We start from the raw sequence: 16,946 nt of genomic DNA on the forward strand, positions 1-16,946 counted from the left end.
GTCGGCGGCCCCGGCGGGCGAGGGGATTCGGTGCTCCGGCGCCTCGCCGTGCTCGGAGCCGCGCTGACCGTCGCAGCGGCCGCGGCCGCGGTCCCCGCCGCGCCGGCCGCCGCGCAGGAGGCCTGCGAGGGCGTCACCGTCGTGGTCGACTTCGGTTCGCTCGCAGCCGGTCCCGAGACCGGGTGCGCGCCCGATCCGGCGGACGGGCTCGACGCGCTCGCCCAGGCCGGGTTCTCGGTCACCGAGGTCGCCTCGATCCGCGGGATGGTGTGCAGCATCGACGCCATGCCCGAAGCCGACTGCGGCGCCGCGCCTCCCGCCGACGCGTACTGGTCGTACTGGCACGCGAACGCCGGGGACGACGAATGGACGTACTCGATGGTCGGCGGCGCCGACGCGACCCCCGACCGGGGGGACGTCGAAGGCTGGGCGTTCGGTGACGGCTCCGAGCCGCCCGCGGTCGCCCCCGGGGACGCCGTCGCCTCCGCCGCGCCCGGGACCGGATCCGATACCGGGTCCGGCGCGAACCTCACCTGGATCGCCGCCGTCGCGGCGCTCGCCGTCATCGGCGGGCTCACGGCGTGGCGGCTCCGACGCGACCGGCGCGCCTGACCGTGCCGACCGACGCCGTCCGCCCGATGCGCCGCCGCACCGCCCACCCCGTGGCCTGGTGGGGCTGGGCGCTGCTGCTCGCGACCGCCGCCGGGCGCACCGCGAACCCGTGGCTGCTGCTCCTCATCGCCGCCGTCGCCGGGCTCGTCGTCGCGTTCTGCCGCGGCGACGAGCCCTGGTCGGGCGCCTACCGCGTGTTCCTCTACATCGGACTGAGCGCGGTGGCGGTCCGCATGGCGTTCTACGTGGTCTTCGGCGGCTCTGACGGGCCCACGGTCCTGTTCACCCTCCCTTCCGTGACCCTCCCGGACTGGGCGGCCGGGTTCCGGCTCGGCGGCGACGTCACCGCCGAAGGCGCGCTCGCGGCCCTCTACGACGGGCTCCGGCTGGCGACGCTCCTGGTGTGCGTGGGCGCGGCGAACGCGCTCGCGAGCCCGCGCCGGCTCCTGCGCTCGGTCCCCGCCGTCCTGTACGAGGTGAGCGTCGCGGTCGTCGTCGCGCTGTCGGTCGCCCCGCAGCTCGTGGCCGGCGTCGGCCGGGTGCGGCGCGCCAGGGCCCTGCGCGGCAACACGAGCCGCAGCCCCGCGAACCTCATGCGCACCGTCGTCGCCCCGGTCCTGCACGACGCGCTCGACCGGTCGCTGCACCTCGCGGCGGCGATGGCCTCGCGCGGCTACGGGCGCGCCGCGGGCGTCCCGGCCCCGGCCCGCCGCGCCACCGGCGCGGCGCTCCTCATCGGACTGCTCGGCCTGTGCGCCGGCGCGTACGCAATCCTGGGCACCGCGACGCCCGCGCCGCTCGCCTGGTCCGTCCTCGCGGCCGGCGCCGCCGCGGCCGTGTTCGGGATCGCGTTCGCCTCCAAGCGGGTCCCGCACACCCGGTACCGACCGGACCGGTTCGGCCCCAAGGACTGGGCGGTGGTCGCCTCGGGCGCGGCGGCCGTCGCCGGCGCGGTGGCCGGCCTCGCGCTCGAACCGGCGGCGATGTGGCCCGCGACCGCGCCGCTGCACGCGCCCGCACTCCCGTTCGCCGCCGCGGCCGGGGTCCTCCTCGCCGCCGCGCCCGCGCTCCTCGTCCCGTCTACCCCGGAGGGCACCCGATGATCGGCGACGCCATCGCCTTCGAGCACGTCACGTTCGCCTACGCGGGCCCGCCGGTCCTCGACGACGTCACGTTCGCCCTCCCCGAAGGCGAGTTCTGCCTCCTCGTCGGCCCGACGGGCGCGGGGAAGTCGACGCTCCTCAAGGCCGTGAACGGGCTCGTCCCCCGCTTCACCGGCGGCGACATGCGCGGGCGCATCACCGTCACCGGACGCGACGTGCGCGGCGCGACCCCCGCCGACCTCGCCGACGTCGTCGGCTATGTCGGCCAGGACCCGCTCGCGGGCTTCGTGACCGACGAGGTCGAGCTCGAACTCGCCTACACCGCCGAGCAGCTCGGGGTCGCCCCTGCGGCGATGCGCAAGCGGGTCACCGAGATCGTCGACCTCCTCGGCCTCGCCGACGTCCGCGACCGCGCCCTCGCGCAGCTCTCCTCAGGGCAGCGGCAGCGGGTCGCGATCGGCGCGGCCCTGGTCGCCGGACCCGCCGCGCTCGTCCTCGACGAGCCGACCTCGGCGCTCGATCCGACCGCGGCCGACGAGGTCCTCTCGGCGCTGCACCGGCTCGTCCACGACCTCGGGATCACCGTCCTCCTGGCCGAGCACCGGCTCGAACGCGTCGTCCAATACGCGGATTCCGCCCTCCTTCTCGACGGCGGCCGTGTCACCGCCGGGCCCCTCGGCGAGATCCTCGCCGACTCACCGGTCGCGCCCCCGGTGGTCGAACTCGGACGCCTCGCCGGATGGCCCGGCCCGCCCGTCACGATCCGCGAAGCCCGCCGTCACGCAGGTCCGCTTCGCGAAACGCTCGCAGCGCGTGCCGGAACCGTAGCCCGGGGTACCGACAATCCTCTTCGGCCCGCGGGCCCGCCGCTGCTCGAGGCGCGCGGCGTCACCGTCGACTATCCCGGGGTGCGCGCCGTCGCCGGCGTCGACCTCGCCGCCTCCCGCGGCGAGCGCATCGCCCTCATGGGCCGCAACGGCTCCGGGAAGTCCAGTCTCCTGTGGGCGCTGCAGGGCACCGGGAAGCGCTCGGGCGGGACCGTCGCGATCGGCGGCGCCGACCCCGCCGCGCGCCGGCCCGGGGAGCGGCGCACCCTCGCCGGGCTGGTCCCCGCCGAACCGGCCGACCTGCTGTACGCCGAGACCTGCGCCGCCGAATGCGCCGGCGCCGACGAGGACGGCCGCGCCCCGAAGGGCACGTGCGCGAAGATCCTCGACGACCTCGTCGACGACGTCGACCCCGCGGCCCACCCGCGGGACCTCTCCGAAGGCCAGCGCCTCGCGCTCGCCCTGGCCGTGACCCTCACGGCCGCACCGCCGCTGCTGCTGCTCGACGAGCCGACCCGCGGTCTCGACTACCCGGGGAAGGCCGCGCTCGCGGCGCGGCTGCGGGCCCTCGCCGGGGCCGGGCACTGCGTGGTCGTCTCGACGCACGACGTCGAGTTCTGCGCGGAGTTCGCCTCGCGCGTGGTGGTCCTCTCGGACGGGGAGGTCGTGGCGGACGGGCCGGCGCGGCAGATCACGGCGGCGTCGCCGATGTTCGCGCCGCAGGTGGAGAAGATCCTGCCCGGCTGGATGACGGTCGGCGAGGTCGCGGCGGCGCTGGAGTCCGGCGATGGGTGAGGCGCGTCCGGCGGTGCGCCGCCGGGCGGCGCTGGCGCTCGTGCTGGCGGCCGGGTTCGGCCTGGTCGCGATGGCGTGGCCGCTGCTGGCGGCGCCGGGCGGGGCGCTGACCGAGACCACTGCGGGCCCTTGGCTGTTCGCGCTGCTGCTGCCGCTGGTGACGGCGACGGTGGTGGTGCAGTTGACCGACGGGGGGCTCGACGCGCGGGCGGTGGCGATGCTGGGGGTGCTGTCGGCGGTGGTGGCGGCGGTGCGGCCGTTCGGGGCCGGGGCGGCGGGTGTGGAGACGGTGTTCTTCCTGATCGTGCTGGCGGGCAGGGTGTTCGGGGCGGGGTTCGGGTTCCTGCTGGGCTGCACGGGCCTGTTCGCGTCGGCGCTGCTCACGGGCGGTGTGGGTCCGTGGATGCCGTACCAGATGCTCGCGGCGGCGTTCGTGGGCCTGGGGGCGGGTCTGCTGCCGCGGACGCCGGGCACTCGGGCAGGCCGCGCCGGGGAGCTGGCGCTGCTCGCGGTGTACGGGGTGGTCGCGTCGCTGGGGTACGGGCTGCTGATGAACCTGTCGTTCTGGCCGTTCGCGATCACGCAGGGGGCGCTCGCGTACGTGCCCGGCGGGGGCCTGGGGGAGAACCTGCCGCGCCTGTTCGCGTACTCGGTCGCGACGTCGCTGGGCTGGGACCTCGGCCGGGCGGTGACGACGGCGGTCCTGCTGCTGCTGACGGGGCCGCTGCTGCTGCGGGTGCTGCGGAGGGCCGCGAGAAGGGCGAACTGGGACTAGGGCCTGTCCTGCGGGTCAGGGCGGGGCGGTCGCTCGCAAGGCGTAGGAGGCTTGCCGGTGCGGTGCGGACAACGCGGCGAGCGGTCAGACTCGGCCGTTCCGATGTACGGGACCGGCACTGGCGGCGCGGGCCCCGATCGGCGGTTCAGTCGTCCAGTGCGGCGACGATGCCGCGGAGTCCGGCGGCGATCTCCTTGGGGCCGGGGGCGTTGTCCGGGTAGCCCATCCACTGCATGACGACGCCGCTGACGAGGGCCATCTGGACGGCGCCGACGGTGTCGATCGTCTCGGGGTCGAGGTCCTCTTCGAGTTCGCCGGTGGCGAGCGCGGCCATCGCGGAGAACGCGCCGGGCTGGCCCTGCGCGTAGACCGCCATGAGTTCGGGTGAGCGCTGGGCCTGCATGAACAGCTCGAAGCTCGACATCCACATGGTCGAGTTGGCTTTGACGTGCTCGATGAGGAGGTTCCAGACGGCTTCGAAGCGCTTGGGCCCCTTGGGTTCGTCGAGTTTCGCGAGCTGCGCCTGGAGTCCGGCGTCCCAGTCCTCCAGGGAGGAGAACAGCGCCTCCTGGAGCAGCGCCTCCCGGGAGCCGTAGTGGTAGCCGATGGCGGCCATGCTGACGCCCGCGGCGGTGGCGATGTCGCGCACCGTGGTCCGGTCGTACCCCTTCTCCAGCAGGCACTTCTTGGCGCCGTCGAGCAGTGCTTCGCGATTTCCCATGGGCGCGACTCTATCAGCGACCTGGGCGTTCGCCTGGCGCGATTGTCTTGCGCAGTTGACTTAGGCAAATTTCTTAGGCGATCGCATTGCGCGTTTGCCTAAATCCTTGGTACGGTTCTGCCACACGCGGGCGACACCCCGCCCGCAGGAAACGGAAGCGACCCCGCCATGAATGTCGAACACCGTGCCAAGCGCTTCGCCGTCGGACTCGCCGCCGCCGGCGTCGCCGCGGCCGCGATCGCGTACGGCTCCGCCACCGCGATCGCCGAACCCCCCGCCGACCGGGCCCCGACCCTCGTCACCACCGATCTCGGACGGCTGCAGGGCGCCGCCGACGGGACCGTCCGCTCCTGGCTCGGCGTCCCCTACGCCGCCCCGCCGGAGGGCGACCTCCGCTGGAAGTCGCCGCAGCCCGCCGCCGCCTGGGAGGGGGTGCGGGACGCGACCGAGTTCGCGCCGGCCTGCTCCCAGGGGATCGCGGACATGCCGGCCGTCCCGAGCGAGGAGGAGGACTGCCTCTACCTGAACGTCTACGCGCCCGACACCCGGCGCGGCGACCTGCCCGTCATGGTCTGGTTCCACGGCGGCGGGAACTCCTACGGCGCCGGGTCCCAGTACGACCCGTCGCAGCTCGTCGACGAGGGCCGGGCGGTCGTGGTCACCGTCAACTACCGGCAGGGCCTGTTCGGGAGCATGGCGCACCCCGCGCTCGACGAGGGCGGCGAGACCACCTCCGGGAACTACGGCCTCGAGGACCAGCAGGCCGCGCTGCGCTGGGTGCGCGAGAACGCCGCCGCGTTCGGCGGCGACGACGGGAACGTCACGGTCTTCGGCGAGTCCGGCGGCGGCTACGACGTCTGCGCGCATCTGACCTCGCCGACCTCGGCGGGCCTGTTCGACAAGGCGATCGTCCAGAGCGCCCCGTGCGCGGCCGACTGGGCGCTCTCCCGGGAGGAGGGCCAGGCGCGGGACATCGCCGTCGCCGAGGCGCTCTGCCCCGAGGCCGAGACCCTCGAAGCGGTCGAGGCGTGCCTGCGCGGGCTCGAACCGAAGGCGCTGAACGAGGCCGTCGCCGGCCTGTACGAGGTGCAGCCGGTCGAGGGCGGCCCCGTCATGCCGGTCGCCACGGCCGACGCGATCGCGGCCGGGGACGTCGCCGACGTGCCGGTCCTCATCGGCGTCAACCGCGACGAAGAGCAGCTCATGACCGGCGGCCAGGAGATCCTCACCGGCGAGCGGATCACCGAGGAGGACTACCTCGCGGCGCTCGAGGCGACCTTCGGCGAGGACGCCGACGCGGTCGCCGCCGAATACCCGGTCGGCGCGTACGAGAACCCGGCGAAAGCCCTGGCCGCGGTGCAGACCGACGTGAACTGGGCCGCCCCGCTGTCGCGGACGGCCGCGATGCTGGGCGAGCACACCGACGTGTTCGTCTACGAGCTGGCCGCGACCGACACCCCCTGGTTCGGCGCCTTCGCGCGTCCTGAGTGGCCGGTCGACTCCTACCACATGGTCGACGTCGCCTTCCTCTTCGAACCGGACTTCTACGAGGCCCGCACCCCCGGGCAGGAGGTCGTGGCCGACGCGATGGCCAAGGCGTGGACGACGTTCGCCCGCACCGGCGACCCGGACGGCCGCGGCCGCTGGACCGAGGGCGAGTGCGCGGCCCGCGCGTTCACCGACGACGGCGTCCGCCGCACCGACTTCGCCGAGGTCCACCACCTCGAGTTCTGGGCCGGCCTGCAGCACTGAGCCGTACCGCGGGGCCCGGGGCGGGCGCCCCGGGCCCCGCACGCGAATCCGCAGGGAAGTGACCTCGGGCACATCTCGTTCGGGGCTGTCACGTTCGGCCCGCCCGCCGGTTCACACGGGCATCAGCGTCTACCGAACGGGAGCAGTCCGATGAACCTCGCCTTCCACATCGTCACGATCGCCGCCGCCCTCTGGATCGGATTCTCGGCCTACTCGATCTGGGTGAAGGCCCCGTTCGTGGCCGAGCCCCTCGAGCAGTACGGCGTCCCGCGCACCTGGTGGTTCCCGCTCGGCCTCGCCAAGGCCGCCGGGGCCGCGGGCCTCCTGATCGGCCTCTGGGTCCCCGCGATCGGCATCGCCGCCGGCATCGGCCTGGTCCTGTACTTCACCGGCGCGGTCGCCACGGTCCTGCGGGCCCGCTCCTACGGGACCCTGTTCGCGCCGCTCCTGTACCTGGTCCCGGCCGCCGCGGCGCTCACCCTCGGCGTCCTCGCCTAGCACGCCACGAGGAAAGGGCCCGCGCGGTCGCGCGGGCCCTGCGCTCGTCCGGCTACTTCTGCCACTGCTCGGCGAAGGAGACGCCGACCTTCGGGTTGCCGATGAGGGCCAGCGGCATGAAGAACCCGATCTGGCCGAGGACCCCGATGAGCACCACGATCTCCTTGTCGCTCAGGTGCTCGCGGGCGGACTCGACGAGTTCGTCGCTGACGCGCTCGCCGGTCGGGTTCGGGGTGTGGACGGCCTCGGCCAGAGCGAGGGCGGCCCGCTCGGCGTCGGTGAACAGCGGCGAGGTCCGCCAGGTGGCGACCGCGCCGAGCCGCTCGGGCGCGTCCTCGGCGGACTCGAGCGCCCGCGAGGTGAAGTAGCTGCTGCCGAGGAGCTGCCCCACGCGCAGGTGGACGAGGGTCACGAGGGTCTCGGGGAGGACGCCTTCGGCGTTCACCTTGTTGACCGCGGCGGCGATCTCGCCGGTGACGGGCAGGTGCTGGGCGGGGTTCTCGATGCGGGGCATGGTCGACATGGCGGTGATCCCTTCGGTGGCGGTGTTCGCTTCCACCCCCCTGACGGATGCCGGGACGCCGATGTGACCGCTGAGCGATCCACGTCACAGCAGCGAGCGGACGACGGCCGCGAAGTCCTCCGCGAGCGGATGCCCCGGCGGCCACGCCAGCGCCACCCGCAGCGGCTCCGCATCGGCCAGCGGCACCCACGCCAGGTCCGGCCGGGCGTAGTACGCGGCCATCGACGCGGGCGCGAAGCACACCGCCGCACCGGCCGCGACCTGCTCGAGCATCTCCTCGACGTTGTCGTTCTGCGGCCCCCACAGCGGCTCGGACCCGTCCGGCCGCGGGTTCACCGCCCACCAGTCGACCCACTCCCGCGGCGCCTTGTCCGTCCACATGAGCGGCTCGCCGTTCGTCTCCGCGACCGTGACCGACTCGCGCCCGGCCAGGCGGTGCCCGACGGGCACGCCGACCACGCGCGGCTCGGTGTGGACCACGACGCTCTCGCACCCGCCCAGGTCGGCCGGGAGCCACACGAACGCGACGTCGACGCCGCCGGCCCGCAGCGCCGCGGCCTCCCCGCCCCAGTCGAACCGCTTGGGCACCACCCGGACCCCGGGACGGCGGCGCGCGAACTCGGCGCGGGCCCGCGTCGTCAGCTCCCCCGCGCCGCTCGCCTCGAACCCGACCCGCAGCACCCCGCCCGACCGGTGCCGCTCGGCCACCGCCGCGACCCGGTCGGCGGCCGCGACGGCCGCCGCGGCCGCCCGCACCACCTCGCTCCCGGCCGCGGTCGGCTCCACCCCGGCGGGCGTGCGGTCGAACAGCCGCACCCCCAGTTCGGCCTCGAGCCGCTTGAGCGCGTACGAGAGCGCGGGCTGGCTGACGTACAGCGCCCGCGCCGCCCTCCCCAGGTTCCCGTGCTCGGCGATCGCCGCCAGATACCGCAACTGCCGCAGCTCCATGCAGCGATCATAAGCCGTGTTTATCGAGCCGTCGGAAACCGGTATTGGACGCCCGGAGGGCCCCGAGGGGATAAAGGAACGGCACACCGACGGAAGGAACCCCAGTGAGCACCGAACCCGCCCGCACCGCCGACGGCCGCGTCTGGCTCGTCACCGGCACCTCCTCCGGATTCGGCCGCGCCATCGCCGAAGCCGCCCTCGCGGCCGGCGACACCGTGATCGCGACCGCCCGCCGCCCCGAGGCCCTCGACGACCTCGCCGCCGCCTACCCCGGCCGCGCCGTCCCGGTCGCCCTCGACGTCACCGACCCGGCCCGCGTCAACGCGGTCGTCGCCGAGGCCGTCCTCTGGTACGGCCGCATCGACGTCCTGGTCAACAACGCCGGACGCGGCCACATCGGCGCGGTCGAGGAGACCACCGACGCCGAACTCCGCTCCCTGATGGACCTGCACTTCTTCGGGCCCGCGAACCTGGTCCGGGCCGTCCTGCCGCACATGCGCGCCAACGGATCCGGCGCGATCGTGCAGCTCTCCAGCATGGGCGGGCGCATGTCGTTCCCCGGCGTCGGCGCCTACTCCGCCACCAAGCACGCCCTCGAGGGCCTCAGCTCGGCGCTCGCCGCCGAGGTCCGCCCGCACGGGATCGACGTGCTCGTGGTCGAACCGGGCGCGTTCCGCACCGGCCTGAACGGGGCCGGGCACTCCCAGTCGGCGCCGATCGACGCGTACGAGGCGACCGTGGGCCCGTTCCGGACCGCGTTCCCCGACTCGGACGGCACCCAGCCGGGCGACCCCGCGAAGGCCGCCGCGGCGATCCTCGACGCGCTCGCGGCCGAGACGGTCCCGCTCCGGCTCGTCCTCGGCGGCGACGCGGCCGACGCGATCGGCGCCGAGCTCAAGGCCCAGCAGGCCGAGTTCACCGAGTGGGAGGCGGTCGCCCGCGCGACGGACTTCGACTAGGCGGCGCCCGCGAGCCACCGCCACCGCGGCAGCTCGGCCCACAGCGACGCCGAGGCCAAGGCGCTCAACGGGATCGCGGCCCACAGCGGCCAGGCGGTCCAGGCGCAGGCGACGCCGGCGGCCATCGTGGCGGCCAGGATCGCGATCGTCACCGGGCCGGGCACGGGCACCGCGACCGCGGGCTTGTCGCCGGGGGTCGCGAACACGGCCGGGACCGCGACCGACGCGAGCACGACGGCGATCGCGAGCCCGAGGCTCACCTGCGCGAGGGCCGCGCCGATCGCGGCCCAGCAGCCGACCTCGGTGAGGAAGCGGAGGACGGCGGCGCGGCGGCGCGGCGGCGCTTCGGCGAGGCCGCGCCGAGGTCGTGCACGGGAGGGGCGTTCTTCACCGCTCGATGATCCTCCGGCGGGCAACCCGCCGCAAGGCCGCCCGCCTATGAACCGGGACAGGCGATCCCGCCCGATTCGGAGGACTCATGCGAAGAACACTCATAGGCGCGGCGGCGGTGCTCGCGGGCGCAGGGCTCGTCCCGGCCGCCGCCGAGGCGCAGGCCGAGACGCAGATGCCCGCCGCGGCGGCCGACGCGTCCGAAGTGGCGCTGCCGACCGGCGACACCGTCGGCATCGCACCCGACGGGACCCTCGAACTGCCCGGCGGCAGCGCGTTCACCGTCGGCAGGGACCCCGGCGGCGACCGCGTCGTGGTGCCGCTCGACGCGGTCGACGAGCTCGCCGCCGGCGAGTACGACACCGCCGAGTTCAACGTGGACTCCCCCGGCGAAGGGTTCGCGGCCGCATCAGAGGAGGCCCCGAACCTCACCGTGACCGGCGAGTGGATCGACGGGTCCGCCCCGGACCAGCTCGCGGTCTCGTGGGTGCGGGTCGGGACCGACCAGGGCGGCGGCCCCGAGTTCGTCGAGGGCGGCACGGCCGAGCTGGCGCTCGAGCCGGGCCGCTACCACCTGGTGACGATGATGTACAAGGGCGCCGAGGAGGACGACGCCGACGTGGTCTCGTCCATCCAGGAGATCCGCGTCGGCGAGAACCCGGTCGAGGTCCTCGTCGACGGGTCGAAGGCGAAGCCGCTCGGGTTCGACCTCGACCGCGAGACCGCGGCCGAGAGCGTCATGCTCGAGGTGTTCAGCCACGGGCCCGGCCACGAGGAGGGCGGCGGCGCCTGGCTCGGGCTCTGGGCGTTCCCCGGCGGGGACCTGTACGCGGTCCCGTCGGTCCGGCTCGGCGGCCGCCACGATGTCGGCTACGTGCTGCGCGAGGGGCTCGCGAGCCCGGAGGGCACCGCGGACCCGTACAGCTACAACCTGTTCCGGAAGGGCTCGGGCGGGTTCCGCGGCGACCTGACGCCGCCGGTCGCGGACGAGGACCTGGCCCGGATCGACGCCGACTACCAGTCGCTCGGCGCCGGCGGCGTGCTCAACCGCCAGGACCTCTCCGACCACCCGGTGTACGACGGGTGGGCCTACTCGGGCACCGGCCAGGTGGCGCTGCCGTCCTCGCGCACCGAGTTCTTCACCGCAGGCCCGGACCTCACCTGGGAGCACCGCGGCTGGTTCCCGTACGAAGGCGGCCCCGGCTCACCGTGGGACCTGGTGCACCACCGCTCCGGCGCCCTCGAGCCCGGTTCGGTGCAGGACATGACCTGGAACAACGCGCCGCTGTCGGTGGGCATCGACAACAACGGCCAGGACTGGCCGCCGGGCACGTTCGTCCGCTGGGACGAGTACGAGTCGCTGTACTTCGCGCCGTGGATGTTCTCGTCCGCCACCGGCGGTGAGGGCATCCACAGCGAGTACCTGCCCGGGAAGATCACCCTGTCCCAGGACGGCGAGGTGCTCGCGCAGCACAGCGAGATCGGCCTCGGCGTCTCCGCCGCCGACGTCCCCGCCGGGGAGCTCACCCTCGACGCCACGGCCGACCGCGAGGCGTCCTGGACCCCCCTGGGCACCCGCTCCGACGCGCAGTGGACGTTCGACTACGACCCCGCGGGCAACCCGGTCCTGCCGGTGTCCGTGGTCGAGTTCGCGGCCTCCGGGATCGTGAACGGCGCCGCCACCGCCGGCGCCGTCCAGGACGTGCACCTCGAGTTCGCGCAGCAGCCGGGCGCCGACGCGCAGCAGTGCGCGGCGATGACGTTCGACGTGTCCTTCGACGACGGCGCGACCTGGACCCCGGTCCCGGTCGACCGCGACGGGAACACCGCGACCGCCGAGCTCCGGCTCCCCGAGCACCCCGGGTTCGTCTCGGTGCGGTTCACCGCCGCCGACGAGAACGGCAACACCGTCCGGCACGAGACGATCCGCTCCTACGCGATCGCCTAAGCCCCGATGGAAGTCGGGCCCGCCCCCTCGCAGGGGCGGGCCCGGTCGCGTCCTCCGCCTACCCGATGAGCGCACCGGCGCCCAGGAGCGCCTTCAGATCGGCCGACAGCTCGACCGAGGGCCGCACCCGCCACTGGTCCCCGAGCGCCAGCAGCGTCGTCTTCGGACCGTTCGCGAGCTGGACCCGCACCTGCGCCTCACCGCGGTGGGTCTTGAACGTGTCGGAGAGCTTCTCGATCAGCGCGGGGTTCACCGACGCGGCCCGCAGCGCCAGCGTGATCGGCGCCGAGTTCGACTCCGGCCCCGACGACGTGTCGAGCACCGCCAGGTCCTGCGCGATGAGCTGCGCGGTCCCGTCCCGGCGGTCCAGCTTGCCTTTCACGCAGCACACGAGGTCGTCGGCCAGCGAATCGGATACGAGCTCGTACGTGTTCGGGAAGAACCGCACCTCGATGGAGCCGGCCAGGTCCTCCAAGGTCGCCGACGCCCACAGCTTGCCCTGCTTCGTCACCCGCTTGGCGACGTTCTGGAGGATCCCCGCGACGCGCACGTTCGCCCCGTCCTGCACCTCCTCGCCGTGCAGCAGCGCGATCGGCCGGTCCGCGTTCGACGACAGGAGCCGCTCGAACCCGTTCAGCGGATGGTCGGAGACGTACAGCCCCAGCATCTCCCGCTCGAACGCGAGCTTGTCGCGCCGGTCCCACTCGTCGTCCGCGATCGTCAGATCCACCCCGAGCGTGTCGGTCGTCTCGGCCATCATCCCGCCGAACAGGTCGAACTGGCCGCGCGCCTCCTCCTTCTTGATCGAGACCATCGCGTCGATCGCCTTCTCGTGCACCTCGGCGAGACCCCGCCGGGCGTGCCCGAGCGAGTCGAACGCCCCGGCCTTGATCAGCGACTCCACGGTCCGCTTGTTGCACACCGCCGCCGGCACCTTCTGCAGGAAGTCCTTGAAGTCCGCGTACGGGCCCTTCTCCTCGCGGGCCTCGATGATCCCCGCGACGACGTTCGCGCCGACGTTGCGGACCGCGCCGAGCCCGTACCGGATGTCCTTCCCGACCGGGTGGAACATGTGCCGCGACTCGTTGACGTCCGGCGGCATGACCGTGATCCCCATCCGCCGGCACTCCGACAGGTACACCGCGGCCTTGTCCTTCGAGTCGCCCACCGACGTCAGCAGCGCCGCCATGTACTCGGCCGGGTAGTTCGCCTTCAGGTACGCCGTCCAGTACCCGACGAGCGCATACCCCGCCGCGTGCGACTTGTTGAACGCGTACCCGGCGAACGGGAGCATGATGTCCCACAGGGTCTTGATCGACTCCTTGGAGAACCCGTTCGACTGCATGCCCGCCTCGAACGCCGCGAACTGCTTCTCCAGGACGTCGAGCTTCTTCTTGCCCATGGCCTTGCGGAGCATGTCCGCCTGTCCCATCGTGAACCCGGCCAGCTTCTGCGCGATGCGCATGATCTGCTCCTGGTACACGATGAGGCCGTACGTCTCCGACAGGATCTCCTCCAGGGCGTCCGCCAGCTCGGGGTGGAGCGGCACGACCTCCTGGCGCTTGTTCTTGCGGTCGGCGTAGTTGTTGTGCGAGTTCGCGGCCATCGGACCGGGCCGGTACAGGGCGTTCACGGCGATGATGTCGTTGAACTCGGTGGGCTGCATGCGCTTGAGGAGCTCCCGCATCGCCCCGCCGTCGAGCTGGAACACCCCGAGGCTGTCGCCGCGCGAGAGCAGCTCGTACGTCTTCGGGTCGTCCGTGGTGAGCGTGTCCAGGTCGAGGTCGATGCCCCGGTTGATCTTGATCGCCTCGATCGCGTCCCCGATCACCGTCAGGTTCCGCAGACCCAGGAAGTCCATCTTCAGCAGGCCGATGTCCTCGCAGGACGGATAGTCCCACCCGGTGATGATCGACCCGTCCGGCCTGGCCCACATGGGGATGCAGTCCACCAGCGGCTGCGACGACAGGATGACCGCGCACGCGTGCACGCCCGCGTTCCGGATCAGCCCCTCCAGCCCCAGCGCGGTGTCAAAGATCTGGCGCACCTCGGCGTCGTTCTCGATGAGGCTCCGGACCTCGCCGGCCTCCTTGAACCGCGGGTGCTCGGGATCCATGATCCCCGACAGGGGGATGTCGGTCGCCGCGACGGGCGGCGGCAGCGCCTTCGTGATCCGCTCCGCGATCGAGAACCCGGGCTGGCCGTGGTGGATGCGCGCGGCGTCCTTGATCGCGGCCTTGGTCTTGATGGTGCCGAACGTGATGACCTGGGCGACGAACTCCTTGCCGTACTTCTCGGTCGCGTACGTGATCATCTCGCCGCGGCGGCGGTCGTCGAAGTCGATGTCGATGTCCGGCATCGACACGCGCTCGGGGTTGAGGAACCGCTCGAACAGCAGGCCGTGCTCGATCGGGTCGATGTTCGTGATCTTCATCGCGTACGCGACCAGCGAACCGGCCGCCGAACCGCGGCCCGGCCCCACGTAGATCCCGATGGACCGCGCGTGCGCGATGAGGTCGGCGACGACCAGGAAGTACGACGGGTAGCCGGCGTTGATGATGACGTTCAGCTCGAGCTCGGCCCGCTCCAGGTAGTCCGCCGGCACGTCCCGCCCCGGGAACCGCTCGTGCAACCCGATACGCACCTGCTCCCGCAGCCACGACCCCTGGTCGTGGCCCTCGGGCACCTCGATGACCGGCATCCGGTCCTGCACCGCGAAGATCTCGTCGTAGGACTCGACCATCTCGGCGACCAGCAGCGTGTTCGCGCAGCCCTCCTGCCAGTACTCGTCGCTGCGCAGCCCGTACATCTGCTCCGCCGACCGCAGGAAGTAGCCCTCGCCGTCGAGCTTGAACCGCTTCGGGTCGTCGAGGGTCGTACCCGACTGGACGCACAGCAGCGCCTCGTGCGTGTCCCGCTGGTCCTCGGTCACGATGTGGGAGTCGTTCGTGACCAGCGGCGGCAGGCCCAGCTTCTTCCCGAGCTCGTACAGCTCGTCCTTGACGCGCTGCTCGATCCCGATGCCGTGGTCCATGATCTCGAGGAAGTAGTTCTCGGCCCCGAAGATGTCCCGGTAGTCGGCGGCCGCCTGGTACGCCTCCTCGACCTGGCCCAGCCGCAGCCGCGTCTGCACCTCGCCGGACGGGCACCCGGTCGTCGCGACGATCCCGCCCGCGTTGGCGGCGATGAGCTCCCGGTCCATGCGCGGCTTGTAGTAGTAGCCCTCGAACGAGGCGAGGCTGGAGAGCCGGAACAGGTTCCGCAGCCCCGCGGAGTCCTTCGCGAGCATCGTCATGTGCGTGTACGCGCCGCCGCCGGAGATGTCGTCGGGGCGCTGGCCGGGCTCGCCCCAGAACACGGGTTTCTTGTGGAACCGGTCGTGCGGCGCGAGGTACGCCTCGATGCCGAGGATCGGCTTGATCCCGGTCTTCTTGGCCTGCTGGTAGAACGCGTAGCCGCCGTACATGTTGCCGTGGTCGGTCAGGGCGATCGCGGGCTGGCCGAGCCGTTCGGCCTCCGCGAACATGGGTTTGAGTTTCGCGGCCCCGTCGAGCATCGAGTACTCGCTGTGCACGTGCAGGTGGACGTACTGGTTCGACACGCTTCGCTCCCGCTTGACCTGTGGTTTTGTCGCCGCCGGGCCTTCCGCTGCGCCCCCGCGGGCGGCCCGCTCCGGACCTTCTAGCCTAGCCCCCCTCGCGGCTGCGCCGCGCGGCCTCCGAGGGCCGGATGGGGTCGGTCTCGGCCCCGGCGGCGGCTTCGGCGAACACCGCGGCGGTGGCCGCGTCGAGCGGGAAGAACAGCTCTACGGCGAGTTCGGAGACGGTGATGTCGCGGGGCGCGCCGAAGGTCGCGATGGTCGTGAACATCGACAGGTCGCCGCGTCTGCCGCGCACGCGCAGCGGCAGCGCGATCGGGTTCGACGGGGCGCCGTCCCAGCCGCCGTCGTCGCGGGCGACGGGCTCGTAGCCCTCGACTTCCTCGATGAGTTCGGCCGCGGCCGGGTGGTCGTCGACGGCGAGCTGCGCCCGCAGCCGGTCGAGGAAGTACTGCCGGACTTCGCCGAAGTTCCGCAGCCGCGGGGCGAGTCCGCGCGGGTGGAGCGCGACCCGGGCGAGGTTGACGCGGCCGCTCAGCAGCTCGGGGTCGACGTCCTCCATGAGGACGCCCGCGCCGCCGTTGAAGTCGAGGAGGTTCCCGAACCGGTCGACGACGACGGCCGGGAGCGGGTCGTGGTGCTCGAGGATCCACCCGATCGCCTCCCGGGCCACGGCGAGCCGCTCGTCCCAGTAGTCGGTCTCGGTCCACGCGGGGGCGAACCCGGCGGCGACGAGCAGCGCGTTCCGTTCGCGCAGCGGCACATCGAGCGCTTCGGCGAGGCGCAGCACCATGCGGCGGCTGGGTTCGGCGCGGCCGGTCTCGATGCGCGAGAGGTGCCTCGCGGACACGCCGGTGCGCACCGACAGCTCGAACTGGCTCAGGCGGCGGCGCTCGCGCCAGCCGCGCAGGAGCGCGCCGAAGGCGGGGAGGGTCTGGACGGTCACGGCGCAACCGTAGCCGCGCCGCGGGTGCCCGGCCATGACCTCAGAGGTCATTGCGGACCGGACGCCGCGGGTCCAGCATTGCCGACATGCGGCGACGACCCGAGTCCCCGCCCGACCCCCTTGTGGAGGAACCAATGACGACGACCGCCCTCACCGCCACCGCCGCCGAGACCCGGCTGCGCTCGGTCCTTCGCCTCGACGCCGCCGCCTGCGCCGCCTTCGGCCTCCTCATGACCGCGGGCTTCGCCCTGGTCGACCCGCTGCTGGGTCTCGGCCCGGCCTGGGCGGTCCCGCTCGGCGTGTACCTCCTCGGCTGCGCGGTCGCCCTGGCCCTCGTGGCCGGCTACCCGAACCTGGTGCGCGGCCAGGTGATCGGCGTGGTGGTGAACAACGCCCTCGCGACGATCGCCTTCGCGGTGCTCCCGTTCACCGGCCTGGTGGACCTGACGATCGGCGGCTACATCGTGCTGCTCGGCGGCGCGGCCCTGGTGGCGCTCTTCACGGTCCTCGAAGCCGCGGGTGCGGCCCGCATCTGAACGACCCCCGAGGGG

15 protein-coding genes are annotated in these 16,946 nt (G+C 73.2%); 9 read left to right on the forward strand and 6 right to left on the reverse strand.

Annotation, left to right across the window (positions count from 1 at the left end):
- The 4 genes from GFD30_RS25225 to GFD30_RS25240 all read left to right on the forward strand — a co-directional run.
- A partial coding sequence (locus tag GFD30_RS25225; RefSeq protein WP_227997077.1) for a hypothetical protein occupies positions 1 to 612 on the forward strand: 612 nt, incomplete at its 5' end.
- On the forward strand, positions 582 to 1,715 hold the full coding sequence (locus GFD30_RS25230) for an energy-coupling factor transporter transmembrane component T (protein WP_322633610.1): 1,134 nt from the start codon (positions 582 to 584) through the stop codon (positions 1,713 to 1,715). The genes GFD30_RS25225 and GFD30_RS25230, both read left to right, overlap by 31 nt.
- A complete protein-coding gene (locus tag GFD30_RS25235; protein ID WP_153027914.1) occupies positions 1,712 to 3,337 on the forward strand; it encodes an ABC transporter ATP-binding protein in 1,626 nt (541 codons plus the stop codon). The genes GFD30_RS25230 and GFD30_RS25235 overlap by 4 nt, the downstream gene beginning before the upstream one ends.
- Positions 3,330 to 4,112 carry an ECF transporter S component family protein gene (locus GFD30_RS25240; protein WP_153027915.1) on the forward strand — a complete coding sequence of 261 codons (783 nt, stop codon included), beginning with the start codon at positions 3,330 to 3,332 and terminating at the stop codon, positions 4,110 to 4,112. The genes GFD30_RS25235 and GFD30_RS25240 overlap by 8 nt, the downstream gene beginning before the upstream one ends.
- A gap of 145 nt (positions 4,113 to 4,257) precedes the next feature.
- Here GFD30_RS25240 and GFD30_RS25245 read toward each other — a convergent pair whose 3' ends face one another.
- Positions 4,258 to 4,833 carry a TetR/AcrR family transcriptional regulator gene (locus GFD30_RS25245; protein ID WP_153027916.1) on the reverse strand — a complete coding sequence of 192 codons (576 nt, stop codon included), beginning with the start codon at positions 4,831 to 4,833 and terminating at the stop codon, positions 4,258 to 4,260.
- 168 nt (positions 4,834 to 5,001) lie between these two features.
- Here GFD30_RS25245 and GFD30_RS25250 point away from each other — a divergent pair, with 168 nt between their 5' ends.
- On the forward strand, positions 5,002 to 6,585 hold the full coding sequence (locus GFD30_RS25250) for a carboxylesterase/lipase family protein (protein ID WP_153027917.1): 1,584 nt from the start codon (positions 5,002 to 5,004) through the stop codon (positions 6,583 to 6,585).
- A gap of 150 nt (positions 6,586 to 6,735) precedes the next feature.
- Positions 6,736 to 7,083, forward strand: a complete 348-nt coding sequence (locus GFD30_RS25255; protein ID WP_153027918.1) for a DoxX family protein — start codon at positions 6,736 to 6,738, stop codon at positions 7,081 to 7,083.
- A gap of 52 nt (positions 7,084 to 7,135) precedes the next feature.
- Here the strand turns inward: GFD30_RS25255 and GFD30_RS25260 are convergent, their stop codons facing one another.
- Both GFD30_RS25260 and GFD30_RS25265 read right to left on the reverse strand, forming a co-directional pair.
- Positions 7,136 to 7,606, reverse strand: a complete 471-nt coding sequence (locus tag GFD30_RS25260; RefSeq protein ID WP_153027919.1) for a carboxymuconolactone decarboxylase family protein — start codon at positions 7,604 to 7,606, stop codon at positions 7,136 to 7,138.
- A gap of 84 nt (positions 7,607 to 7,690) precedes the next feature.
- On the reverse strand, positions 7,691 to 8,554 hold the full coding sequence (locus GFD30_RS25265) for a LysR family transcriptional regulator (RefSeq protein WP_153027920.1): 864 nt from the start codon (positions 8,552 to 8,554) through the stop codon (positions 7,691 to 7,693).
- A 104-nt stretch (positions 8,555 to 8,658) separates the two neighbouring features.
- Here GFD30_RS25265 and GFD30_RS25270 point away from each other — a divergent pair, with 104 nt between their 5' ends.
- Complete coding sequence (locus GFD30_RS25270) at positions 8,659 to 9,513, forward strand: oxidoreductase (protein ID WP_322633611.1); 855 nt, start codon at positions 8,659 to 8,661, stop codon at positions 9,511 to 9,513.
- On the opposite strand, the gene GFD30_RS25275 is transcribed toward GFD30_RS25270, so the two are convergent.
- Positions 9,510 to 9,929, reverse strand: a complete 420-nt coding sequence (locus tag GFD30_RS25275; RefSeq protein ID WP_153027921.1) for a hypothetical protein — start codon at positions 9,927 to 9,929, stop codon at positions 9,510 to 9,512. The genes GFD30_RS25270 and GFD30_RS25275 overlap by 4 nt on opposite strands.
- 62 nt (positions 9,930 to 9,991) lie before the next feature.
- Between GFD30_RS25275 and GFD30_RS25280 the strand changes: the two genes are divergently transcribed.
- Positions 9,992 to 11,851, forward strand: coding sequence for a hypothetical protein (locus GFD30_RS25280; protein WP_153027922.1), 1,860 nt, complete (start codon positions 9,992 to 9,994; stop codon positions 11,849 to 11,851).
- 58 nt (positions 11,852 to 11,909) lie between these two features.
- On the opposite strand, the gene dnaE is transcribed toward GFD30_RS25280, so the two are convergent.
- Both dnaE and GFD30_RS25290 read right to left on the reverse strand, forming a co-directional pair.
- Complete coding sequence (gene dnaE / locus GFD30_RS25285; RefSeq protein ID WP_322633612.1) at positions 11,910 to 15,452, reverse strand: DNA polymerase III subunit alpha; 3,543 nt, start codon at positions 15,450 to 15,452, stop codon at positions 11,910 to 11,912.
- An 85-nt stretch (positions 15,453 to 15,537) separates the two neighbouring features.
- On the reverse strand, positions 15,538 to 16,395 hold the full coding sequence (locus GFD30_RS25290) for a helix-turn-helix domain-containing protein (protein ID WP_322633613.1): 858 nt from the start codon (positions 16,393 to 16,395) through the stop codon (positions 15,538 to 15,540).
- Between the two features lie 134 nt (positions 16,396 to 16,529).
- Between GFD30_RS25290 and GFD30_RS25295 the strand changes: the two genes are divergently transcribed.
- Entirely contained in the window at positions 16,530 to 16,931 is a 402-nt protein-coding gene (locus GFD30_RS25295; protein WP_153027924.1) for a hypothetical protein, read from the forward strand.
- Positions 16,932 to 16,946: the final 15 nt, after the last annotated feature.

It is taken from the genome of Glycomyces albidus (assembly GCF_009451885.1).
Lineage (GTDB): Bacteria > Actinomycetota > Actinomycetes > Mycobacteriales > Micromonosporaceae > Glycomyces > Glycomyces albidus.